The 24345-nt window shown below is 53.0% G+C and carries 18 protein-coding genes and 5 tRNA genes; 20 read left to right on the top strand and 3 right to left on the bottom strand.

Annotated features, from left to right (window positions below):
- Nucleotides 1-6 precede the first annotated feature (6 nt).
- The 7 genes from eptB (at nucleotide 7) to dppF (ending at nucleotide 8195) form a co-directional block, all read left to right on the top strand.
- Entirely contained in the window at nucleotides 7-1701 is a 1695-nt protein-coding gene (gene eptB, locus SK47_RS00200; protein ID WP_023323998.1) for a kdo(2)-lipid A phosphoethanolamine 7''-transferase, read from the top strand.
- 91 nt (nucleotides 1702-1792) lie between these two features.
- Nucleotides 1793-1869: transfer RNA gene (locus SK47_RS00195), tRNA-Pro, on the top strand.
- A 621-nt stretch (nucleotides 1870-2490) separates the two neighbouring features.
- The gene (gene dppA, locus SK47_RS00190; RefSeq protein ID WP_003860756.1) at nucleotides 2491-4098 is read left to right on the top strand and encodes a dipeptide ABC transporter periplasmic-binding protein DppA; all 1608 of its coding nucleotides are present in this window, start codon (nucleotides 2491-2493) and stop codon (nucleotides 4096-4098) included.
- A gap of 161 nt (nucleotides 4099-4259) precedes the next feature.
- Nucleotides 4260-5279 (top strand): dipeptide ABC transporter permease DppB, encoded by a 1020-nt coding sequence (dppB, locus tag SK47_RS00185; protein ID WP_006810536.1) that lies wholly within the window; start codon nucleotides 4260-4262, stop codon nucleotides 5277-5279.
- 9 nt (nucleotides 5280-5288) lie between these two features.
- Entirely contained in the window at nucleotides 5289-6191 is a 903-nt protein-coding gene (gene dppC, locus SK47_RS00180) for a dipeptide ABC transporter permease DppC (RefSeq protein ID WP_003862349.1), read from the top strand.
- 10 nt (nucleotides 6192-6201) lie between these two features.
- Nucleotides 6202-7185 carry a dipeptide ABC transporter ATP-binding protein gene (gene dppD / locus SK47_RS00175; protein WP_047653590.1) on the top strand — a complete coding sequence of 328 codons (984 nt, stop codon included), beginning with the start codon at nucleotides 6202-6204 and terminating at the stop codon, nucleotides 7183-7185.
- A complete protein-coding gene (gene dppF, locus SK47_RS00170) occupies nucleotides 7182-8195 on the top strand; it encodes a dipeptide ABC transporter ATP-binding subunit DppF (RefSeq protein WP_022650198.1) in 1014 nt (337 codons plus the stop codon). The genes dppD and dppF overlap by 4 nt, the downstream gene beginning before the upstream one ends.
- Before the next feature lie 42 nt (nucleotides 8196-8237).
- Here dppF and coaA read toward each other — a convergent pair whose 3' ends face one another.
- Nucleotides 8238-9188, bottom strand: a complete 951-nt coding sequence (gene coaA / locus SK47_RS00165) for a type I pantothenate kinase (protein WP_015569977.1) — start codon at nucleotides 9186-9188, stop codon at nucleotides 8238-8240.
- A 317-nt stretch (nucleotides 9189-9505) separates the two neighbouring features.
- Between coaA and SK47_RS00160 the strand changes: the two genes are divergently transcribed.
- From SK47_RS00160 to rpoC, 13 genes are all read left to right on the top strand, one after another.
- Nucleotides 9506-9581: transfer RNA gene (locus tag SK47_RS00160), tRNA-Thr, on the top strand.
- An 8-nt stretch (nucleotides 9582-9589) separates the two neighbouring features.
- Nucleotides 9590-9674, top strand: a tRNA-Tyr gene (locus SK47_RS00155).
- A 116-nt stretch (nucleotides 9675-9790) separates the two neighbouring features.
- Nucleotides 9791-9865, top strand: a tRNA-Gly gene (locus tag SK47_RS00150).
- Nucleotides 9866-9871: 6 nt separating this feature from the next.
- Nucleotides 9872-9947, top strand: a tRNA-Thr gene (locus tag SK47_RS00145).
- 118 nt (nucleotides 9948-10065) lie between these two features.
- On the top strand, nucleotides 10066-11250 hold the full coding sequence (gene tuf, locus SK47_RS00140; protein WP_014885484.1) for an elongation factor Tu: 1185 nt from the start codon (nucleotides 10066-10068) through the stop codon (nucleotides 11248-11250).
- Between the two features lie 227 nt (nucleotides 11251-11477).
- On the top strand, nucleotides 11478-11861 hold the full coding sequence (gene secE, locus SK47_RS00135; protein WP_003862342.1) for a preprotein translocase subunit SecE: 384 nt from the start codon (nucleotides 11478-11480) through the stop codon (nucleotides 11859-11861).
- A gap of 1 nt (nucleotide 11862) precedes the next feature.
- Nucleotides 11863-12408, top strand: coding sequence for a transcription termination/antitermination protein NusG (gene nusG / locus SK47_RS00130; RefSeq protein WP_003862341.1), 546 nt, complete (start codon nucleotides 11863-11865; stop codon nucleotides 12406-12408).
- A 156-nt stretch (nucleotides 12409-12564) separates the two neighbouring features.
- Nucleotides 12565-12993: a 50S ribosomal protein L11 gene (gene rplK / locus SK47_RS00125; protein WP_003862340.1), complete on the top strand. Its 429-nt coding sequence runs from the start codon at nucleotides 12565-12567 to the stop codon at nucleotides 12991-12993.
- A gap of 3 nt (nucleotides 12994-12996) precedes the next feature.
- The gene (gene rplA / locus SK47_RS00120; protein WP_006810530.1) at nucleotides 12997-13701 is read left to right on the top strand and encodes a 50S ribosomal protein L1; all 705 of its coding nucleotides are present in this window, start codon (nucleotides 12997-12999) and stop codon (nucleotides 13699-13701) included.
- A 289-nt stretch (nucleotides 13702-13990) separates the two neighbouring features.
- Complete coding sequence (gene rplJ / locus SK47_RS00115) at nucleotides 13991-14488, top strand: 50S ribosomal protein L10 (RefSeq protein ID WP_003862338.1); 498 nt, start codon at nucleotides 13991-13993, stop codon at nucleotides 14486-14488.
- 66 nt (nucleotides 14489-14554) lie between these two features.
- On the top strand, nucleotides 14555-14920 hold the full coding sequence (rplL, locus tag SK47_RS00110) for a 50S ribosomal protein L7/L12 (protein ID WP_002445276.1): 366 nt from the start codon (nucleotides 14555-14557) through the stop codon (nucleotides 14918-14920).
- Nucleotides 14921-15239: 319 nt separating this feature from the next.
- Nucleotides 15240-19268: a DNA-directed RNA polymerase subunit beta gene (gene rpoB / locus SK47_RS00105; RefSeq protein ID WP_008503453.1), complete on the top strand. Its 4029-nt coding sequence runs from the start codon at nucleotides 15240-15242 to the stop codon at nucleotides 19266-19268.
- A 76-nt stretch (nucleotides 19269-19344) separates the two neighbouring features.
- Nucleotides 19345-23568 carry a DNA-directed RNA polymerase subunit beta' gene (gene rpoC, locus SK47_RS00100; RefSeq protein WP_022650200.1) on the top strand — a complete coding sequence of 1408 codons (4224 nt, stop codon included), beginning with the start codon at nucleotides 19345-19347 and terminating at the stop codon, nucleotides 23566-23568.
- Between the two features lie 56 nt (nucleotides 23569-23624).
- Here the strand turns inward: rpoC and SK47_RS00095 are convergent, their stop codons facing one another.
- Nucleotides 23625-23942, bottom strand: coding sequence for a PTS lactose/cellobiose transporter subunit IIA (locus tag SK47_RS00095; RefSeq protein ID WP_003862327.1), 318 nt, complete (start codon nucleotides 23940-23942; stop codon nucleotides 23625-23627).
- Entirely contained in the window at nucleotides 23942-24250 is a 309-nt protein-coding gene (locus SK47_RS00090) for a PTS sugar transporter subunit IIB (RefSeq protein WP_010425948.1), read from the bottom strand. The genes SK47_RS00095 and SK47_RS00090 overlap by 1 nt, the downstream gene beginning before the upstream one ends.
- Nucleotides 24251-24345 lie beyond the last annotated feature (95 nt).

Below are 24345 nucleotides of genomic sequence, written 5' to 3'. Positions count from 1 at the left end.
GTTTGCATGAAATATATTAGGTCTCTTACCCAGCAAAGATTGTGTCTGATGCTGGCTGTCTATATCGGTTTGTTTCTGAATGGCGCGGTGCTGTTCAGACGAGTGGAAGGTTATTTCGAACACCTCACTGTAAGAAATGGAATTTTTGCCGCGATTGAAGTGTTTGGCTCAATTCTGGCGACCTTCTTCCTGCTACGTCTGCTCTCGCTTTTTGGCAGACGTACATGGCAGGTTCTGGCCTCGCTGGTGGTGATTATCTCCGCCGCCGCAAGCTATTACATGACATTCATGAATGTGGTCATTGGCTACGGTATTGTGGCCTCGGTGATGACCACGGACATCGACCTCTCGAAAGAGGTGGTGGGTCAAGGGTTCATCCTGTGGACGATTCTGACCTGCCTGATCCCGCTCTTCTTTATCTGGAGTAACACCTGCCGCTACACCCTGTTACGCCAGCTGCGTACCCGGGGACAGCGCATCCGCAACGTCGCCGTCGTTCTTCTGGCGGGTCTGCTGGTGTGGGCGCCTATTCGCCTGATGGAAAAACAGCAAAAAAGGATCGAAAAAGCGACAGGCGTGGATATGCCAAGCTACGGCGGCGTGGTGGCTAACTCGTATCTGCCGTCTAACTGGCTGTCGGCGTTAGGTCTTTATGCCTGGGCTCAGGCGGACGAATCCAGCGATGTGAAATCGCTGATTAACCCAACCAAAAAGTTCACCTACCAGGCTCCGGCTGACGGGCTGGATGATACTTACGTGGTCTTCGTTATCGGCGAAACGACGCGCTGGGATCATATGGGTATCCTCGGTTATGACCGCGATACCACCCCGAAACTGGCGCAGGAAAAGAATCTTGTAGCTTACCGCGGCTACTCCTGCGATACCGCCACGAAGCTCTCGTTGCGCTGTATGTTTGTTCGTGAGGGCGGTGCGAGTGATAATCCTCAGCGCACTCTCAAAGAGCAAAACGTGTTTGCTGTTCTGAAGCAGCTTGGATTTAGCTCCGATCTGTTCGCCATGCAAAGTGAGATGTGGTTCTACACCAACACCATGGCGGATAACATCGCCTACCGCGAGCAGATTGGCGCCGAGCCGCGTAACCGCGGAAAGAACGTTGATGACATGCTGCTGCTCTCTGAGATGGAACAGTCACTGAAAAACCATCCGCAGGGTAAGCATCTTATTGTTCTGCATACCAAAGGGTCACACTACAGCTACTATCAGCGTTACACGCGCGATTTCGCCAAATGGACGCCTGAGTGCGTCGGCATTAACAAGAACTGTAGCAAGCAGGAGCTGATCAATGCCTATGATAACTCGATTCTGTATGTGGATACCTTCCTCAGTCGGGTGATCGACCAGCTTCGCGATAAGAAAGCGATTGTGATCTACGCGGCCGACCACGGCGAGTCCATCAACGAGAAAGAGCATTTACACGGTACGCCGCGTAAGCTGGCCCCGCCTGAGCAGTTCCGCGTGCCGATGATCATGTGGATGTCGGATAAGTACCTGGAAAATCCGGACAAAGCCAAAATGTTTGCCCATCTGAAACAGCAGGCAGAGATCAAGGTACCGCGCCGTCACGTTGAGCTGTACGACACCATTATGGGCTGTCTCGGCTATACCTCACCGAACGGTGGGATTAACGAAAACAACAACTGGTGTAAACTCCCTGATAACACCACAAAAGCCGCGCAGTAGCTGGTCTGGCGAGAATATCGCCAGTTGAATGGCTTTTTGAAAATAAGGGATTGACGGGGGCGCACCTCAGCAGTAAGATGCGCTCCGCATTCGGCGAGTAGCGCAGCTTGGTAGCGCAACTGGTTTGGGACCAGTGGGTCGGAGGTTCGAATCCTCTCTCGCCGACCACATTCTAAAAAGGGCTAACCGCAAGGTTAGCCCTTTTTGCATTAACGCGTTACCCCGCACGAGTCCTCAAAATACCCCTTAGCCCTGCTTCCCCCTGCCTGCTTGCGGTTTTGTGACATAATCCATTGTATTTTTTTATATATAGTTTGATCTTTTTTCGCGTTGCTTATGGATAACCTCAGCATTTTTCGCTGTGCGTTTTAACGTTCGCGGTATTTAGTGCTCAGATAATCACCATCCTGTAAGAAAATTTACCCATTCTGAATAAAACTTAATCACTGAGTGTTGCGAAATATGAAGATAATTGTGCTGCATCATGGCGAGTAGCATAAATTTCTCTGCTGAAAACTCACGGTCAGGGTTTTTTTAATCTTTGTTTGCGGTTTCTCACACTCCAAGTAAATCCCCGCCACCTGTATTGACGTTTTCACATTCTGTTGACAGATTGTAGGGCACGAGGGGCATTTCAGGGAGGATCTGCGCTGCAACTCAAACGCTCTTCTGAAAGGATTCTCTATCCCTTTTAACGCCTTCGGGCATCACCGACCGGACCGGGTAAAAAATAAATAAAGGTCAGGCGGCGTAACACAACAAAGCAAAACATCACATTGGAGCACAATAATGAGTATTTCCTTGAAGAAGTCAGGGATGCTGAAGCTTGGTCTGAGCCTGGTGGCCATGACCGTTGCAGCAAGCGTACAGGCAAAAACCCTGGTTTACTGTTCTGAAGGCTCTCCGGAAGGCTTTAACCCACAGCTCTTTACCTCTGGTACGACTTACGACGCAAGCTCTGTACCGATCTATAACCGTCTGGTTGAATTTAAAACCGGCACCACGGAAGTGATTCCTGGCCTGGCTGAAAAGTGGGATATCAGCGAAGACGGTAAAACCTATACCTTCCACCTGCGTCAGGGCGTGAAGTGGCAGGACAGCAAAGAATTTAAACCTACGCGCGACTTTAACGCCGACGACGTTGTGTTCTCCTTCGACCGTCAGAAAAATGCCCAGAACCCGTACCATAAAGTGTCTGGCGGCAGCTATGAATACTTCGAAGGGATGGGTCTGCCAGACCTGATCGCTGAAGTGAAAAAAGTGGACGATAAAACCGTCCAGTTTGTGCTGACGCGTCCGGAAGCGCCATTCCTGGCTGACCTGGCGATGGACTTCGCCTCGATTCTCTCTAAAGAGTATGCGGACAACATGCTGAAAGCCGGCACTCCGGAAAAAGTGGACCTGAACCCAATCGGTACCGGCCCGTTCCAGCTGCTTCAGTACCAGAAAGATTCCCGTATTCTGTATAAAGCCTTCCCGGGCTACTGGGGCACCAAGCCGCAGATCGACCGTCTGGTCTTCTCCATCACGCCTGACGCATCCGTGCGTTACGCAAAATTGCAGAAAAACGAATGTCAGGTGATGCCGTATCCAAACCCGGCTGACATCGCGCGCATGAAGCAGGACAAAAATATCAACCTGCTGGAGCAGGCGGGCCTGAACGTGGGTTATCTCTCCTTCAACACCGAGAAGAAACCGTTCGATGACGTGAAAGTGCGTCAGGCGCTGACCTACGCGGTGAACAAAGAAGCGATCATCAAAGCCGTTTACCAGGGCGCAGGCGTTGCGGCCAAGAACCTGATCCCACCAACCATGTGGGGCTATAACGACGACATTAAGGACTACACCTACGATCCTGAGAAAGCGAAAGCGCTGCTGAAAGAAGCGGGCCAGGACAAAGGCTTTACCGTTGAGCTGTGGGCGATGCCGGTACAGCGTCCTTACAACCCGAACGCACGCCGTATGGCGGAAATGGTTCAGGCTGACTGGGCGAAGATTGGCGTACAGGCCAAGATTGTGACCTACGAGTGGGGCGAGTACCTGAAGCGCGCCAAAGCGGGTGAACACCAGGCGGTCATGATGGGCTGGACCGGCGACAACGGGGATCCGGACAACTTCTTCGCGACCCTGTTCAGCTGTGCGGCAGCGAAAGACGGTTCTAACTATTCTCGCTGGTGCTACAAGCCGTTTGAAGATCTGATCCAGCCGGCGCGTGCGACCGACGATCACAACAAACGTATCGAACTGTATAAGCAAGCGCAGGTTGTCATGCACGATCAGGCTCCGGCGCTGATTGTTGCTCACTCCACCGTGTACGAGCCAGTGCGTAAAGAAGTGAAGGGCTACGTGGTCGATCCACTGGGCAAACACCACTTCGAAAACGTGTCTGTTGAATAATAAGTAGGGTGTTCTCCCTCTCCCTCCTGGAGAGGGCAGGGGTGAGGGGCGTGCATGCACCCCCTCACCCTAACCCTCTCCCACAGGGAGAGGGAATTTACATTTGTGAGCAATACAGACGTCACGCCACTGAGTGTGCGTCATCAGAGAGAATCCGGGTTATGTTGCAGTTCATCCTCCGACGTCTGGGACTGGTTATCCCGACGTTTATCGGTATCACCCTTCTCACTTTTGCCTTCGTCCATATGATCCCGGGTGATCCGGTGATGATTATGGCGGGCGAGCGTGGTATCTCCCCTGAACGTCATGCGCAACTGCTGGCTGAACTCGGCCTTGATAAGCCGATGTGGCAGCAGTATCTCCACTATATCTGGGGCGTGTTGCACGGCGATTTAGGGATTTCACTGAAAAGCCGTCTTCCGGTGTGGGACGAGTTCGTACCTCGCTTTAAAGCGACGCTGGAACTCGGTATCTGCGCCATGATCTTCGCGACCGCGGTAGGGATCCCCGTTGGCGTACTGGCTGCCGTTAAACGTGGCTCTATTTTTGACCACACCGCTGTTGGCCTGGCACTGACCGGCTACTCCATGCCTATCTTCTGGTGGGGCATGATGCTGATCATGCTGGTCTCGGTGCAGTGGAACCTGACGCCGGTCTCCGGACGCGTCAGCGATATGGTTTTCCTTGACGACACCAATCCGTTAACCGGCTTTATGCTGATTGATACGGCGATCTGGGGCGAAGAGGGCAACTTCATTGATGCGGTTGCGCACATGATCCTGCCTGCAATGGTGCTGGGCACCATCCCTCTGGCGGTGATCGTGCGTATGACCCGTTCCTCCATGCTGGAAGTGCTGGGCGAGGATTATATTCGTACTGCCCGCGCTAAAGGCCTGACCCGTATGCGCGTCATCATCATTCATGCCCTGCGAAACGCTATGCTGCCGGTGGTAACCGTTATCGGTTTGCAGGTCGGTACGCTGCTGGCGGGGGCGATCCTGACCGAAACCATCTTCTCCTGGCCGGGTCTTGGACGCTGGCTGATTGATGCGCTGCAACGCCGTGACTATCCGGTTGTGCAGGGCGGTGTACTGCTGGTCGCGACGATGATTATTCTCGTCAACCTGCTGGTCGATTTGCTGTACGGCGTGGTGAACCCGCGTATTCGTCATAAGAAGTAAGGGGCCATCATGTCACAAGTTACTCAAAATAAAGTGGTCACCGCACCGGTGCCAATGACGCCGATGCAGGAATTCTGGCACTACTTCAAGCGCAACAAAGGCGCGGTCGTCGGGCTGGTGTATGTTTCCATCATGATCCTGATTGCGGTGTTTGCGAACGTCCTTGCGCCGTATAACCCGGCTGATCAGTTCCGCGATGCGCTGCTGGCACCTCCTGCATGGCAGGACGGCGGAAGCCTGGCGCACCTGCTGGGCACCGACGACGTGGGTCGCGATGTGCTTTCGCGCCTGATGTACGGCGCACGCCTGTCGCTGCTGGTTGGCTGCCTCGTTGTCGTACTGTCGCTGATCATGGGGATCGTACTCGGCCTGGTGGCAGGCTACTTCGGCGGCATTGTTGATAACATCATCATGCGCGTCGTCGACATTATGCTGGCATTACCAAGCCTGCTGCTGGCGCTGGTGCTGGTGGCGATCTTCGGTCCGTCGATTGGTAACGCCGCGCTTGCGCTGACGTTTGTTGCGCTACCGCACTATGTGCGTCTGACCCGTGCGGCGGTGCTGGTGGAAGTGAACCGCGACTACGTTACCGCCTCTCGCGTGGCGGGTGCCGGTGCGATGCGTCAGATGTTTATCAATATCTTCCCAAACTGCCTTGCGCCGCTGATTGTTCAGGCGTCGCTCGGTTTCTCTAACGCCATTCTTGATATGGCCGCTCTTGGCTTCCTTGGCATGGGTGCGCAGCCGCCAACACCGGAGTGGGGCACCATGCTCTCCGACGTGTTGCAGTTCGCGCAAAGCGCCTGGTGGGTCGTCACCTTCCCGGGTCTGGCGATTCTGCTGACGGTGCTGGCATTTAACCTGATGGGTGATGGTCTGCGTGATGCACTTGATCCCAAACTGAAGCAGTAAGAGGCACGAGATGGCGTTATTAAATGTAAATAAATTATCCGTGCACTTTGGCGACGAAGGCACACCGTTTCGCGCCGTGGACCGTATCAGCTACAGCGTTAATCAGGGCGAAGTGGTCGGGATTGTAGGAGAGTCGGGCTCCGGTAAGTCAGTGAGTTCGCTGGCGATTATGGGGCTGATTGACTACCCCGGCCGCGTGATGGCAGAAAATCTGGAGTTCAACGGTCAGGATCTGAAGCGTATTTCCGAAAAACAGCGCCGCCAGCTGGTGGGCGCGGAAGTGGCGATGATCTTCCAGGACCCCATGACCAGCCTGAACCCATGCTACACCGTGGGTTTCCAGATTATGGAAGCGATTAAGGTGCATCAGGGTGGGAATAAGAAAACCCGTCGCCAGCGTGCTATCGATCTGCTGAACCAGGTGGGGATACCTGACCCAGCATCGCGTCTGGACGTTTACCCGCACCAGCTTTCAGGCGGGATGAGCCAGCGCGTGATGATCGCCATGGCGATTGCCTGTCGGCCAAAGCTGCTGATTGCGGATGAACCGACGACGGCGCTTGACGTGACCATCCAGGCACAGATCATCGAGCTGCTGCTGGAGCTGCAGCAGAAAGAGAACATGGCGCTGGTGCTGATTACGCACGATCTGGCGCTGGTGGCGGAAGCGGCGCACAAAATCATCGTGATGTACGCGGGTCAGGTGGTGGAGACCGGAAGTTCGCACGATATCTTCCGCGCGCCGCGTCATCCGTATACGCAGGCGTTGCTGCGTGCGCTGCCGGAGTTTGCCCAGGACAAAGCGCGTCTGGCGTCACTGCCGGGTGTGGTTCCGGGTAAATATGACCGTCCGCATGGCTGCCTGCTGAATCCGCGCTGCCCGTATGCGACAGATAAATGCCGCGCCGAGGAGCCAGAGCTGAATCTGCTGGCCGATGGTCGGCAGTCAAAATGCCACTACCCACTCGATGATGCCGGGAGGCCAACACTATGAGTACGCACCAGGCCACCACGCAACAGCCGCTGTTGCAGGCTATCGACCTGAAAAAACATTACCCGGTGAAGAAGGGGATTTTTGCCCCCGAGCGCCTGGTAAAAGCGCTGGACGGCGTCTCCTTCAGCCTTGAACGCGGTAAAACGCTGGCGGTCGTCGGGGAGTCGGGCTGTGGGAAATCCACGCTGGGCCGTCTGCTGACGATGATTGAAACGCCAACCGGCGGCGAGCTTTACTATCAGGGCCAGGATCTGCTCAAGCACGATCCGCAGGCGCAGAAGCTGCGTCGCCAGAAAATCCAGATTGTGTTCCAGAACCCGTACGGTTCTTTAAACCCGCGTAAAAAAGTGGGGCAGATTCTGGAAGAACCGCTGCTGATTAACAGCAATCTGAGCAAAGAGCAGCGTCGTGAAAAAGCGCTGGCGATGATGGCGAAGGTGGGGCTTAAAACCGAGCATTACGATCGCTACCCGCATATGTTCTCTGGTGGTCAGCGTCAGCGTATTGCCATCGCTCGTGGGCTGATGCTTGACCCGGACGTGGTGATTGCCGATGAGCCGGTCTCAGCGCTTGACGTGTCCGTTCGCGCGCAGGTGCTTAACCTGATGATGGATTTACAGCAGGATCTGGGACTGTCGTACGTCTTCATCTCCCATGACCTGTCCGTGGTCGAGCACATTGCCGATGAGGTGATGGTGATGTATCTGGGACGCTGCGTGGAGAAGGGGACGAAAGATCAGATCTTTACTAACCCGCGTCATCCGTATACCCAGGCACTGCTGTCTGCGACGCCGCGGCTGAACCCGGATGACCGCCGGGAGCGCATTAAGCTGACCGGTGAGTTGCCAAGCCCGCTTAACCCGCCGCCGGGATGTGCGTTTAACGCCCGCTGCCGTCGCCGCTTCGGTCCGTGTACGCAGTTGCAGCCACAGCTAAAGGATTATGGTGGACAGCTGGTGGCCTGCTTCGCGGTCGATCAGGATGAAAACGGCGAAAAGCCGCATGCATAAATAAAAAAACCGGCGATAAGCCGGTTTTTTTACGTCTGAGGTCTACTTCCGTAAACGAATCTGGTCGACGGCGTGTTTCTCACTCTTGGTGAGGATCAGGCTTGCGCGTTCGCGCGTCGGCAGGATGTTCTCTTTGAGGTTGACGTAGTTGATCTCATTCCACAGCCCGGTCGCCACGCTGATAGCCTCTTCTTCAGAGAGCTGGGCGTAGTTGTGGAAGTAGGAATCCGGGTCGGTGAACGCCCCTTCGCGGAACTTCAGGAAGCGGTTGATATACCAGCGTTGCAGCAAATCTTCCGGCGCATCGACATAGATTGAGAAATCGACAAAGTCAGAGACAAACACATGATGCGGATCGTGAGGGTAATCCATCCCGCTTTGCAGGACGTTTAAGCCTTCCAGAATCAGGATGTCGGGCTGCACAACCGTTTTGTCGCCATCCGGGATGCGGTCGTAGATCAGATGTGAGTAAACCGGCGCGGTAACGTGAGGTACGCCCGATTTTAGATCTGAAACAAACTTTACCAGGCGGTGCATATCATAAGAGAGCGGGAAGCCCTTCTTTTTCATCAGGCCGCGTTCTTTCAACACCTCGTTGGGATGCAGGAAGCCGTCGGTGGTGATCAGCTCCACGCTGCGGTGTTCCGGCCAGCGGCTCAGCAGCGCCTGAAGCACGCGCGCGGTGGTACTTTTACCCACTGCCACGCTGCCCGCAATACTGATGATATAAGGAATACGTTGACCGTTCGTGCCGAGGAACTGTTCCAGGACGGCCTGACGACGCAAATTGGAGCTGATATAGAAGTTAAGCAAGCGAGAGAGGGGGAGATAGATTTCTGCCACCTCTTCCAGGGAGAGATCTTCGTTTATCCCTTTTAGCCGTGCGATTTCACCTTCCGTCAGTGTCATAGGGACGGAGTCACGCAGGGCTGCCCACTGGCTACGGTTAAACTGAAGATAGGGCGTCATTAACGTTTGCTCTTTTTTGCTCATAAGCATGCTTCTGTGAACCATCACGAAACGGCGGGTGCGGGCTCATCACATAGTTAATTTTGGACAATGGGCAGGAGGTTAACACCAGATGAGAGGAATAATAAGAAAAAATATGGGAAAGCGATGCTTAACCGGGCAGGTATCACGTGGGGCTATAGCGTGCCGAAATCAGGCGTTCATGTTGAATTTTTAACCGTGAGCGGATGAATTTACAGCGGTTAGCCCTGGTTTCGAATAAAATGTGAGCGAAAGAACGTTTTATGCAATTTTTTAGTTGCATGACTGCGCAGGTCTCCATAGAATGCGCGCTACTTGATGCCGACTTAGCTCAGTAGGTAGAGCAACTGACTTGTAATCAGTAGGTCACCAGTTCGATTCCGGTAGTCGGCACCATCAAGTCCGGTGGGGTTCCCGAGCGGCCAAAGGGAGCAGACTGTAAATCTGCCGTCACAGACTTCGAAGGTTCGAATCCTTCCCCCACCACCACTTTCTGGCAGCGTCAACGCCGCCGGAGCTGGTTGGAAAAATTGACCAGCTCGAACAGAAAAGAGAGAAATCTCTTTTTTTGTTACAGAAAGAACTGGGTAGCCGAGTTTCAGGATGCGGGCATCGTATAATGGCTATTACCTCAGCCTTCCAAGCTGATGATGCGGGTTCGATTCCCGCTGCCCGCTCCAATACGTGCTGATATGGCTCAGTTGGTAGAGCGCACCCTTGGTAAGGGTGAGGTCCCCAGTTCGACTCTGGGTATCAGCACCACTTCACTTCTCCCTCCCTTTCTCTCTGTTTCAATGTAAATGTATTCAACAGTTCAGGCATTTTCGCCTGGTTGATGTGGTGATATCACCGATTTATCCGTGTCTTAGAGGGACAATCGATGTCTAAAGAAAAGTTTGAACGTACAAAACCGCACGTTAACGTCGGTACTATCGGCCACGTTGACCATGGTAAAACAACGCTGACCGCTGCAATCACTACCGTACTGGCTAAAACCTACGGCGGTGCTGCTCGTGCTTTCGACCAGATCGATAACGCACCAGAAGAAAAAGCTCGTGGTATCACCATCAACACTTCTCACGTTGAGTATGACACCCCGACTCGCCACTACGCACACGTAGACTGCCCAGGCCACGCCGACTATGTTAAAAACATGATCACCGGTGCTGCGCAGATGGACGGCGCGATCCTGGTTGTTGCTGCGACTGATGGCCCTATGCCTCAGACTCGTGAGCACATCCTGCTGGGTCGTCAGGTAGGCGTTCCTTACATCATCGTGTTCCTGAACAAGTGCGACATGGTTGATGACGAAGAGCTGCTGGAACTGGTAGAGATGGAAGTTCGTGAACTGCTGTCTCAGTACGATTTCCCAGGCGACGACACTCCAATCGTTCGTGGTTCCGCGCTGAAAGCGCTGGAAGGCGATGCAGAGTGGGAAGCGAAAATCATCGAACTGGCTGGCTACCTGGATTCTTACATCCCAGAACCAGAGCGTGCGATTGACAAGCCATTCCTGCTGCCAATCGAAGACGTATTCTCCATCTCCGGTCGTGGTACCGTTGTTACCGGTCGTGTAGAGCGCGGTATCATCAAAGTTGGTGAAGAAGTTGAAATCGTTGGTATCAAAGAGACTGCGAAGTCTACCTGTACTGGCGTTGAAATGTTCCGCAAACTGCTGGACGAAGGCCGTGCTGGTGAGAACGTTGGTGTTCTGCTGCGTGGTATCAAACGTGAAGAAATCGAACGTGGTCAGGTTCTGGCGAAGCCAGGCTCAATCAAGCCACACACCAAGTTCGAATCTGAAGTGTACATTCTGTCCAAAGACGAAGGCGGCCGTCATACTCCGTTCTTCAAAGGCTACCGTCCACAGTTCTACTTCCGTACAACTGACGTGACCGGTACCATCGAACTGCCAGAAGGCGTAGAGATGGTAATGCCAGGCGACAACATCAAGATGGTTGTGACTCTGATCCACCCAATCGCGATGGACGACGGTCTGCGTTTCGCAATCCGTGAAGGCGGCCGTACCGTTGGCGCGGGCGTTGTTGCTAAAGTTCTCGGCTAATCGCTGATAACATTTGACGCAATGCGCAATAAAAGGGCATCATTTGATGCCCTTTTTGCACGCTTTCACATCAGAACCTGGCTCATCAGTGATTAATTTTGTCATAATCATTGCTGAGACAGGCTCTGCGGAGAGCGTATAATACGAAAAGCGAATAGCATTTCGATTGGTTTGCCTCGCACTCGCGGGGTCAAAATGTTTGTAGAATACTTCTGACAGGTTGGTTTATGAGTGCGAATACCGAAGCTCAAGGGAGCGGGCGCGGCCTGGAAGCGATGAAATGGGTAGTTGTAGCCGTGCTGCTGATTGTGGCGATTGTCGGCAACTATCTTTATCGTGACATGATGCTGCCGCTACGCGCGCTTGCAGTGGTAATTCTGATTGCTGCGGCGGGTGGTGTCGCGCTGTTGACGACGAAAGGCAAAGCGACCGTTGCGTTTGCCCGCGAAGCGCGTACCGAAGTCCGCAAGGTCATTTGGCCGACTCGCCAGGAAACATTGCACACCACGCTGATTGTAGCGGCGGTAACCGCTGTAATGTCACTGATCCTGTGGGGACTGGATGGTATTCTGGTTCGCCTGGTATCCTTTATCACTGGCCTGAGGTTCTGAGATGTCTGAAGCCCCTAAAAAGCGCTGGTACGTCGTTCAGGCGTTTTCCGGTTTTGAAGGCCGCGTAGCTACGTCGCTGCGTGAGCATATCAAATTACACAATATGGAAGAGTTATTTGGCGAAGTTATGGTTCCGACCGAAGAAGTGGTTGAGATCCGTGGCGGCCAACGTCGCAAAAGCGAACGTAAATTCTTCCCGGGTTACGTGCTGGTTCAGATGGTGATGAACGACGCGAGCTGGCACCTGGTGCGCAGCGTACCACGCGTGATGGGCTTTATCGGCGGCACATCTGACCGTCCGGCGCCAATCAGCGACAAAGAAGTTGATGCGATTATGAACCGCCTCCAGCAGGTGGGTGACAAACCGCGTCCGAAAACGCTGTTTGAACCGGGTGAGATGGTTCGTGTTAACGACGGTCCGTTTGCTGACTTTAATGGCGTCGTCGAAGAAGTGGACTACGAGAAGTCCCGCCTGAAAGTTTCCGTTTCTATCTTTGGTCGTGCGACCCCGGTAGAGCTGGACTTTGCTCAGGTAGAAAAAGCCTAAGCAGCGATCAAAAAAGCGACGATTTAATCGTTGCACAGGGCGCGAGATTGGAATACAATTTCGCGCCTTTTGTTTTTATGGGTTCCGACCCGTAAAACGAATTTTATTCACGGGGAGCCTCTCCGAGGCGTTATTACCCAATCAGAGGATTTTAGAATGGCTAAGAAAGTACAAGCCTACGTCAAGCTGCAGGTTGCAGCAGGTATGGCGAACCCAAGTCCACCAGTTGGTCCAGCTCTGGGTCAGCAGGGTGTGAACATCATGGAATTCTGTAAAGCGTTCAACGCCAAAACTGAATCCATGGAGAAAGGTCTGCCAATCCCAGTTGTAATCACTGTTTACGCTGACCGTTCTTTCACTTTCGTTACCAAAACCCCTCCAGCAGCAGTTCTGCTGAAGAAAGCAGCGGGCATCAAGTCTGGTTCCGGTAAGCCGAACAAAGACAAAGTGGGTAAAATTTCCCGCGCTCAGTTGCAGGAAATCGCGCAGACCAAAGCTGCCGACATGACTGGTTCCGACATTGAAGCGATGACTCGCTCCATCGAAGGTACTGCACGTTCCATGGGCCTGGTAGTGGAGGACTAAGAAATGGCTAAACTGACCAAGCGCATGTCCGTGATCCGTGACAAAGTTGATGCGACCAAACAGTACGACATCAACGAAGCTATCGCTCTGCTGAAAGAACTGGCTACCGCTAAGTTCGTTGAAAGCGTTGACGTTGCCGTTAACCTGGGCATCGACGCTCGTAAATCCGATCAGAACGTTCGTGGCGCAACTGTACTGCCACACGGTACTGGCCGTTCCGTACGCGTAGCTGTATTTGCTCAGGGTGCAAACGCTGAAGCTGCTAAAGCTGCCGGCGCTGAACTGGTAGGTATGGAAGATCTGGCTGATCAGATCAAGAAAGGCGAAATGAACTTTGACGTTGTTATTGCTTCTCCAGATGCAATGCGCGTTGTTGGCCAGCTGGGCCAGGTTCTGGGTCCACGCGGCCTGATGCCAAACCCGAAAGTGGGTACTGTAACTCCTAACGTTGCTGAAGCAGTTAAGAACGCTAAAGCAGGTCAGGTTCGTTACCGTAACGACAAAAACGGCATCATCCACACCACCATCGGTAAAGTGGACTTTGACGCTGACAAACTGAAAGAAAACCTGGAAGCTCTGCTGGTTGCGCTGAAAAAAGCAAAACCAACTCAGGCGAAAGGCGTGTACATCAAGAAAGTTAGCATCTCCACCACCATGGGTGCAGGTGTTGCAGTTGACCAGGCTGGCCTGAGCGCTGCTGCAAACTAATGCCTTTACGTGGGCGGTGATTTTGTCTACAATCTTACCCCCACGTTTGCTAACAAAAGTTAGCGGCTAAAAGAATTGTTCGTTGGAGCCTGGCCTATCCAGGCCTCCGTCGAAGACCGCAGGTGTTTCGCAAGAAACTTAATCCCCTGCGTAGACGGTGACAGAACGCTAAGATTATTTTAAATACTCTGGCTTGTTTCTGCTCACCGTATTAAGACGCTCTTCCCGTTGGGTCGAGTGAAGTGAGTTCCGGAACATGAGTTCCGGCAAACATCCAGGAGCAAAGCTAATGGCTTTAAATCTTCAAGACAAACAAGCGATTGTTGCTGAAGTCAGCGAAGTAGCCAAAGGCGCGCTGTCTGCAGTAGTTGCGGATTCCCGTGGCGTTACTGTAGACAAAATGACTGAACTGCGTAAAGCAGGTCGTGAAGCTGGCGTATACATGCGTGTTGTTCGTAACACCCTGCTGCGTCGCGTAGTTGAAGGTACTCAGTTCGAGTGCCTGAAAGACACGTTTGTTGGTCCGACCCTGATTGCATACTCTATGGAACACCCGGGCGCTGCTGCTCGTCTGTTCAAAGAGTTCGCGAAAGCGAATGCAAAATTTGAGGTCAAAGCTGCAGCCTTTGAAGGTGAGTTGATCCCGGCATCGCAAATCGATCGCCTGGCAACCCTGCCGACCTACGAAGAAGCAATTGCACGCCTGATGGCAACCATGAAAGAAGCTGCGGCTGGCAAACTGGTTCGCACTCTGGCTGCTGTACGCGATGCGAAAGAAGCTGCTTAATCGCAGTTATCTTTATAAAGCATTTGCTTACGTATAAACTTATTCTGATTTTCAGGAACAATTTAAATGTCTATCACTAAAGATCAAATCATTGAAGCAGTAGCAGCTATGTCCGTAATGGACGTTGTAGAGCTGGTTTCTGCAATGGAAGAAAAATTCGGTGTTTCTGCTGCTGCTGCTGTAGCTGTAGCTGCGGGCCCGGCTGAAGCTGCTGAAGAAAAAACTGAATTCGACGTAATTCTGAAAGCTGCTGGCGCGAACAAAGTTGCTGTAATCAAAGCAGTACGTGGCGCAACTGGCCTGGGTCTGAAAGAAGCTAAAGACCTGGTAGAATCTGCTCCAGCTGCGCTGAAAGAAGGCGTGAGCAAAGACGACGCAGAAGCACTGAAAAAATCTCTGGAAGAAGCTGGCGCTGAAGTTGAAGTTAAATAAGCCAACTTTTCTGGTTGCAGCCTAAGCAATTAGGCTGATGGCTGGTGACTTTTTAGTCACCAGCCTTTTTGCGCTGTAAGGCATCAGCAGCATTTCACACTGTTTGACTGCTGGTTGTCCTGACAATGCTTGTTTCTATCGACGACTTAATATACTGCGACAGGGTGCTCGCTCTGTGTAAATCGCAATGAAATGGTTTAAGCGTGATAGCAACAGGTATTGCGGAAAGTATTCAATTTTCCGGTCCACAAAATGGTGTTGCACAAACTGTCCCTTCGTCGGACAGATGGGTCGACTTGTCAGCGAGCTGAGGAACCCTATGGTTTACTCCTATACCGAGAAAAAACGTATTCGTAAGGATTTTGGTAAACGTCCACAAGTTCTGGACATTCCATATCTCCTTTCTATCCAGCTTGACTCGTTCCAGAAGTTTATCGAGCAAGATCCTGAAGGGCAGTACGGCCTGGAAGCAGCCTTCCGTTCCGTGTTCCCGATTCAGAGCTACAGCGGTAATTCCGAGCTGCAGTACGTCAGCTACCGCCTTGGCGAACCGGTGTTTGACGTTCAGGAATGTCAGATCCGTGGCGTGACCTATTCCGCACCGCTGCGCGTAAAACTGCGTCTGGTGATCTACGAGCGCGAAGCGCCGGAAGGCACCGTAAAAGACATTAAAGAACAAGAAGTCTACATGGGTGAAATTCCACTCATGACGGACAACGGTACTTTCGTTATCAACGGTACTGAGCGTGTTATCGTTTCCCAGCTGCACCGTAGCCCGGGCGTCTTCTTCGACAGCGATAAAGGTAAAACGCACTCTTCCGGTAAAGTACTGTATAACGCACGCATCATTCCTTACCGTGGTTCATGGCTGGACTTCGAATTCGATCCAAAAGACAACCTGTTTGTCCGTATCGACCGTCGTCGTAAGCTGCCTGCAACCATCATTCTGCGTGCACTGAACTATACCACTGAGCAGATCCTGGACCTGTTCTTTGAGAAAGTGATCTTTGAAATCCGCGACAACAAGTTGCAGATGGAGTTGGTGCCTGAACGTCTGCGTGGTGAGACCGCGTCGTTCGACATCGAAGCCGACGGCAAAGTGTATGTGGAAAAAGGTCGCCGTATCACCGCGCGCCACATCCGCCAGCTGGAAAAAGATGATATCAAACACATCGAAGTTCCGGTTGAATACATTGCAGGAAAAGTAGCCGCGAAAGATTACGTTGATGAATCAACTGGCGAGCTGATCTGCCCGGCGAACATGGAGCTGAGCCTGGATCTGCTGGCTAAGCTGAGCCAGGCTGGCCACAAACGTATCGAAACGCTGTTCACCAACGATCTGGACCACGGTCCGTACATCTCTGAGACTGTACGCGTCGACCCAACCAACGATCGTCTGAGCGCGCTGGTCGAAATCTACCGCATGATGCGTCCTGGTGAGCCACCAACTCGCGAAGCGGCTGAAAGCCTGTTCGAGAACCTGTTCTTCTCCGAAGACCGCTACGATCTGTCCGCGGTTGGTCGTATGAAGTTCAACCGTTCTCTGCTGCGCGACGAAATCGAAGGTTCCGGTATCCTGAGCAAAGACGACATCATTGAAGTGATGAAGAAGCTCATCGATATCCGTAACGGTAAAGGCGAAGTGGACGATATCGACCACCTCGGCAACCGTCGTATCCGTTCCGTAGGCGAAATGGCGGAAAACCAGTTCCGCGTTGGCCTGGTACGTGTAGAGCGTGCGGTGAAAGAGCGTCTGTCTCTGGGCGATCTGGATACCCTGATGCCTCAGGATATGATCAACGCCAAGCCGATTTCTGCGGCAGTGAAAGAGTTCTTCGGTTCCAGCCAGCTGTCTCAGTTCATGGACCAGAACAACCCGCTGTCTGAGATCACGCACAAACGTCGTATCTCCGCACTCGGCCCAGGCGGTCTGACCCGTGAACGCGCAGGCTTTGAAGTTCGAGACGTACACCCGACTCACTACGGTCGCGTATGTCCAATCGAAACGCCTGAAGGTCCAAACATCGGTCTGATCAACTCCCTGTCCGTGTACGCACAGACGAACGAATACGGTTTCCTCGAGACCCCGTATCGTAAAGTGACCGACGGTGTTGTTACTGACGAAATTCATTACCTGTCTGCTATCGAAGAAGGCAACTACGTTATCGCTCAGGCGAACTCCAACCTGGATGACGAAGGCCACTTTGTAGAAGATCTGGTTACCTGCCGTAGCAAAGGCGAATCCAGCTTGTTCAGCCGCGACCAGGTTGACTACATGGACGTATCCACTCAGCAGGTGGTATCCGTCGGTGCGTCCCTGATCCCGTTCCTGGAACACGATGACGCCAACCGTGCATTGATGGGTGCGAACATGCAACGTCAGGCCGTTCCAACTCTGCGTGCTGACAAGCCGCTGGTTGGTACCGGTATGGAACGTGCTGTTGCCGTTGACTCCGGTGTTACAGCAGTTGCTAAGCGTGGCGGTACCGTTCAGTACGTTGACGCATCCCGTATCGTTATCAAAGTTAACGAAGACGAGATGTATCCGGGCGAAGCGGGTATCGACATCTACAACCTGACCAAATACACCCGCTCTAACCAGAACACCTGTATCAACCAGATGCCATGTGTGTCTCTGGGTGAGCCAGTTGAGCGCGGCGACGTGCTGGCAGATGGTCCGTCCACCGACCTCGGTGAACTGGCGCTCGGTCAGAACATGCGCGTAGCGTTCATGCCGTGGAACGGTTACAACTTCGAAGACTCCATCCTCGTCTCAGAGCGTGTGGTTCAGGAAGATCGTTTCACCACCATCCACATTCAGGAACTGGCATGTGTGTCCCGTGACACCAAGCTGGGGCCAGAAGAGATCACTGCCGACATCCCTAACGTGGGTGAAGCTGCGCTCTCCAAACTGGATGAATCCGGTATTGTTTACATCGGTGCGGAAGTCACCGGCGGTGATATTCTGGTAGGTAAGGTGACGCCGAAAGGTGAAACCCAGCTGACGCCAGAAGAGAAACTGCTGCGTGCTATCTTCGGTGAGAAAGCGTCTGACGTTAAAGACTCTTCTCTGCGCGTACCAAACGGTGTTTCCGGTACGGTTATCGACGTTCAGGTCTTCACTCGTGATGGCGTTGAGAAAGATAAGCGTGCGCTGGAAATCGAAGAGATGCAGCTCAAACAGGCTAAGAAAGACCTGTCTGAAGAACTGCAAATCCTCGAAGCAGGTCTGTTCAGCCGTATCTATGCGGTGCTGGTTGCCGGTGGCGTTGAAGCTGAGAAGCTCGACAAACTGCCACGCGATCGCTGGCTGGAACTGGGCCTGACCGACGAAGAGAAACAGAATCAGCTGGAACAACTGGCTGAGCAGTATGACGAACTGAAACACGAGTTCGAGAAAAAACTCGAAGCGAAACGCCGTAAAATCACTCAGGGCGACGATCTGGCACCAGGCGTGCTGAAGATTGTTAAGGTGTATCTGGCTGTTAAACGTCAGATCCAGCCTGGTGATAAGATGGCAGGTCGTCACGGTAACAAGGGTGTTATCTCTAAGATCAACCCGATCGAAGATATGCCGCACGATGCTAACGGTACGCCGGTAGATATCGTACTGAACCCACTGGGCGTACCGTCTCGTATGAACATCGGTCAGATTCTGGAAACCCACCTGGGTATGGCTGCGAAAGGTATCGGCGATAAGATCAACGCCATGCTGAAACAGCAGCAGGAAGTCGCGAAACTGCGCGAGTTCATCCAGCGTGCCTATGATCTGGGTACCGACGTTCGTCAGAAAGTCGACCTGAACACCTTCAGCGATGAAGAAGTGCTGCGTCTGGCAGAGAACCTGCGCAAAGGTATGCCAATTGCAACGCCGGTATTCGACGGTGCAAAAGAAGCTGAAATCAAAGAGCTGCTGCAACTGGGTGGTCTGCCAACGTCTGGTCAGATTACGCTGTTTGACGGCCGTACCGGTGAACAGTTCGAGCGTCCGGTAACCGTAGGTTACATGTACATGCTGAAACTGAACCACCTGGTCGACGACAAGATGCACGCTCGTTCTACCGGTTCTTACAGCCTGGTTACTCAGCAGCCGCTGGGTGGTAAGGCTCAGTTCGGTGGTCAGCGCTTCGGGGAGATGGAAGTGTGGGCGCTGGAAGCATACGGCGCAGCATACACCTTGCAGGAAATGCTCACCGTTAAGTCTGATGACGTGAACGGTCGTACTAAGATGTATAAAAACATCGTAGACGGCAACCATCAGATGGAGCCGGGCATGCCAGAATCCTTCAACGTACTGTTGAAAGAGATTCGTTCGCTGGGTATCAACATCGAACTGGAAGACGAGTAATTCTCGCTCAAACAGGTCACTGCTGTCGGGTTAACGCCCGACAGCAGAGTGTGCTAACTCCGACGGGAGCAAATCCGTGAAAGACTTATTAAAGTTTCTGAAAGCGCAAACTAAAACCGAAGAGTTTGATGCGATCAAAATTGCTCTGGCTTCGCCAGACATGATCCGTTCATGGTCTTTCGGTGAAGTTAAAAAGCCGGAAACCATTAACTACCGTACGTTCAAACCTGAGCGTGACGGCCTTTTCTGTGCGCGTATTTTCGGGCCAGTAAAAGATTACGAGTGCCTGTGCGGTAAGTACAAGCGCCTGAAACACCGTGGTGTGATCTGTGAGAAGTGTGGCGTTGAAGTGACCCAGACCAAAGTACGCCGTGAGCGTATGGGCCACATCGAGCTGGCGTCTCCAACCGCTCACATCTGGTTCCTGAAATCTCTGCCGTCCCGTATCGGCCTGCTGCTGGATATGCCGCTGCGCGATATCGAACGTGTTCTGTACTTCGAATCTTATGTGGTTATCGAAGGCGGGATGACCAATCTGGAACGTAACCAGATCCTGACCGAAGAACAGTATCTGGACGCGCTGGAAGAGTTCGGTGACGAATTCGACGCGAAGATGGGTGCGGAAGCTATCCAGGCCCTGCTGAAGAGCATGGATCTGGAGCAAGAGTGTGAAACTCTGCGCGAAGAGCTGAACGAAACCAACTCCGAAACCAAGCGTAAAAAGCTGACCAAGCGTATCAAACTGCTGGAAGCGTTCGTTCAGTCTGGTAACAAACCAGAGTGGATGATTCTGACCGTTCTGCCGGTTCTGCCGCCAGATCTGCGTCCGCTGGTTCCGCTGGATGGTGGTCGTTTCGCAACGTCAGATCTGAACGATCTGTATCGTCGCGTGATCAACCGTAACAACCGTCTGAAACGTCTGCTGGATCTGGCTGCGCCGGACATCATCGTACGCAACGAAAAACGTATGCTGCAGGAAGCGGTAGATGCCCTGCTGGATAACGGTCGTCGCGGTCGTGCGATCACCGGTTCTAACAAACGTCCTCTGAAATCTTTGGCCGACATGATCAAAGGTAAACAGGGTCGTTTCCGTCAGAACCTGCTCGGTAAGCGTGTTGACTACTCCGGTCGTTCTGTAATCACCGTAGGTCCATACCTGCGTCTGCATCAGTGCGGTCTGCCGAAGAAAATGGCACTGGAGCTGTTCAAACCGTTCATCTACGGCAAGCTGGAACTGCGTGGCCTGGCCACCACCATCAAAGCCGCGAAGAAAATGGTTGAGCGTGAAGAAGCTGTCGTTTGGGATATCCTGGACGAAGTGATCCGCGAACACCCGGTACTGCTGAACCGTGCACCAACTCTGCACCGTCTGGGTATCCAGGCCTTTGAGCCGGTACTGATCGAAGGTAAAGCTATCCAGCTGCACCCGCTGGTTTGTGCGGCCTATAACGCCGACTTCGATGGTGACCAGATGGCTGTTCACGTACCGCTGACGCTGGAAGCCCAGCTCGAAGCGCGTGCGCTGATGATGTCTACCAACAACATCCTGTCTCCAGCGAACGGTGAACCTATCATCGTTCCTTCTCAGGACGTTGTACTGGGTCTGTACTACATGACCCGTGACTGTGTTAACGCCAAAGGCGAAGGCATGGTGCTGACTGGCCCTAAAGAAGCTGAGCGTATTTATCGCGCTGGCCTGGCCTCTCTGCATGCGCGCGTTAAAGTGCGTATCACCGAATACGAAAAAGATGAAAACGGCGAATTCGTTGCGCACACCAGCCTGAAAGACACGACCGTTGGCCGTGCCATTCTGTGGATGATCGTACCGAAAGGTCTGCCTTTCTCCATCGTCAACCAGGCGCTGGGCAAGAAAGCGATCTCCAAAATGCTGAACACCTGTTACCGCATTCTGGGTCTGAAGCCGACCGTTATCTTCGCTGACCAGACAATGTACACCGGCTTTGCTTATGCAGCGCGTTCAGGTGCATCTGTTGGTATCGATGACATGGTCATCCCAGAGAAGAAACACGAGATCATCTCTGAAGCGGAAGCTGAAGTTGCTGAAATCCAGGAGCAGTTCCAGTCTGGTCTGGTAACCGCAGGCGAACGTTACAACAAAGTTATCGATATCTGGGCTGCGGCGAACGATCGTGTATCCAAAGCGATGATGGATAACCTGCAAACCGAAACCGTGATTAACCGTGACGGCGTAGAAGAGCAGCAGGTCTCCTTCAACAGCATCTACATGATGGCCGACTCCGGTGCGCGTGGTTCTGCGGCACAGATTCGTCAGCTGGCAGGTATGCGTGGTCTGATGGCGAAGCCAGATGGCTCCATCATCGAAACGCCAATCACCGCGAACTTCCGTGAAGGTCTGAACGTACTCCAGTACTTCATCTCCACGCACGGTGCGCGTAAAGGTCTGGCGGATACCGCACTTAAAACGGCGAACTCCGGTTATCTGACGCGTCGTCTGGTTGACGTTGCGCAGGATCTTGTCGTCACCGAAGACGATTGTGGCACCCTCGAAGGTATCACCATGACCCCTGTTATCGAGGGTGGTGATGTTAAAGAGCCGCTGCGCGATCGCGTACTGGGTCGTGTGACCGCGGAAGACATTCTGAAGCCGGGCACCGCAGACATTCTGGTTCCACGCAACACCCTGCTGCACGAACAGTGGTGTGACCTGCTGGAAGCGAACTCTGTTGACTCCGTGAAAGTGCGTTCCGTTGTATCCTGTGACACCGACTTTGGTGTGTGTGCGCACTGCTACGGTCGTGACCTGGCGCGTGGCCACATCATCAACAAAGGTGAGGCTATCGGCGTTATCGCGGCACAGTCCATCGGTGAGCCGGGTACACAGCTGACGATGCGTACGTTCCACATCGGTGGTGCGGCATCTCGTGCGGCTGCTGAATCCAGCATCCAGGTGAAAAACAAAGGTAGCATCAAGCTCAGCAACGCGAAGTCGGTTGTGAACTCCAGCGGTAAACTGGTTATCACTTCCCGTAACACCGAGCTGAAGCTGATCGACGAATTCGGTCGTACCAAAGAGAGCTATAAAGTGCCTTACGGTGCGGTTATGGCGAAAGGTGATGGCGAGCAGGTTGCCGGCGGTGAAACCGTTGCAAACTGGGATCCACACACCATGCCGGTAATCACCGAAGTAAGTGGTTTCATCCGCTTTACTGACATGATCGACGGCCAGACCATTACTCGTCAGACCGACGAGCTGACCGGTCTGTCTTCTCTGGTGGTTCTGGATTCTGCTGAACGTACTACCGGTGGTAAAGATCTGCGTCCTGCACTGAAAATCGTTGATGCGCAGGGTAACGACGTTCTGATTCCTGGTACCGATATGCCTGCGCAGTACTTCCTGCCGGGTAAAGCGATTGTACAGCTGGAAGATGGCGTACAGATCAGCTCTGGTGATACCCTGGCGCGTATTCCTCAGGAATCCGGCGGTACCAAGGACATCACCGGTGGTCTGCCACGCGTTGCGGACCTGTTCGAAGCACGTCGTCCGAAAGAGCCTGCAATCCTGGCTGAAATCAGCGGTATCATCTCCTTCGGTAAAGAGACCAAAGGTAAGCGCCGTCTGGTTATTACGCCTGTAGATGGCAGCGAGCCGTACGAAGAGATGATTCCTAAGTGGCGTCAGCTCAACGTGTTCGAAGGTGAACGCGTAGAACGTGGTGACGTGGTTTCCGACGGTCCAGAAGCGCCGCACGACATCCTGCGTCTGCGTGGTGTGCATGCTGTTACCCGTTACATTGTTAACGAAGTACAGGACGTATACCGTCTGCAAGGCGTTAAGATTAACGATAAACACATTGAAGTTATCGTTCGTCAGATGCTGCGTAAAGCGACCATCGAAAACGCAGGCAGCTCCGACTTCCTGGAAGGCGAGCAGGTTGAATACTCACGCGTTAAGATCGCTAACCGCGATCTGGAAGCGAACGGCAAAATTGGCGCGACCTTCTCGCGCGATCTGCTGGGTATCACCAAAGCGTCTCTGGCAACCGAGTCCTTCATCTCTGCTGCATCGTTCCAGGAAACCACGCGTGTCCTGACCGAAGCGGCTGTTGCAGGTAAACGTGATGAACTGCGCGGTCTGAAAGAGAACGTTATCGTGGGTCGTCTGATCCCGGCCGGTACCGGTTATGCGTACCACCAGGATCGTATGCGTCGTCGCGCAGCGGGCGAACTGCCAGCTGCACCGCAGGTGACTGCCGAAGATGCATCCGCGAGCCTGGCAGAACTGCTGAACGCAGGTCTGGGCGGTTCCGACAACGAGTAATCGTTGATGCCGTAAATAAAAAACCCGCCTCGGCGGGTTTTTTTATATCTGCATTTTCAGTTTACCAGCGGGATGCGTCGATAAAGCTCAATCATGTCGCCCGCCAGATCCTGAATTACCATCGCGTTCATCAGGTGGTCCTGAGAATGAACGGTGATCAGGTTAACCGGCAGTTTTCCTGTCCCTTCGTCAAGACCGATAAGCTGCGTCTGGATCGTATGCGCATGTTTCACATATTCACGCGACTCTTCCATCGCTTTCTCGGCTTCGTCAAAGTCGCCTTTTCGCGCCATCTGCAACGCCGTCAGGGCCGCACTGCGCGCCGCGCCTGCGTTGACCAGCAGTTCCATGATCGTGGTTTCTAAGTCTTCCATTATGACTCCAGAAGTTTGAGCGCTTTTTCCAGTACGGCATCACCTTTCATCATGCCGTAATCCATCATGTCGATGACCGCGACCTTTTTTCCGAGCGGATCGGCCTGCGCCTGTAGTTTTGCCTGTTCGTATTTGACCTGTGGCCCCAGTAATACGATATCAGCCGTCGCGATGTTATCTTTGAACTCCGCGACCGGAACGGCTTTAATGGTTACTTCGACTCCTTTTTTCTGCGCGGCATCTTTCATACGTTGAACCAGCATGCTGGTTGACATTCCCGCTGCACAGCATAAAACGATGTTCTTCATAGTCAGCCTCGATCTACATGTGTTTATTGATAATTATCCCGTGCAGACTGCTTCAACAACCGCTTTACCGCGATTGTGTGTCAGGCATCACAAAG

This window comes from Enterobacter sp. BWH52, assembly GCF_001037565.1.
Lineage (GTDB): Bacteria > Pseudomonadota > Gammaproteobacteria > Enterobacterales > Enterobacteriaceae > Enterobacter > Enterobacter hormaechei_C.
Note: the sequence above shows the minus strand (reverse complement) of the source record. Positions and strands in the feature narration are given on the sequence as shown.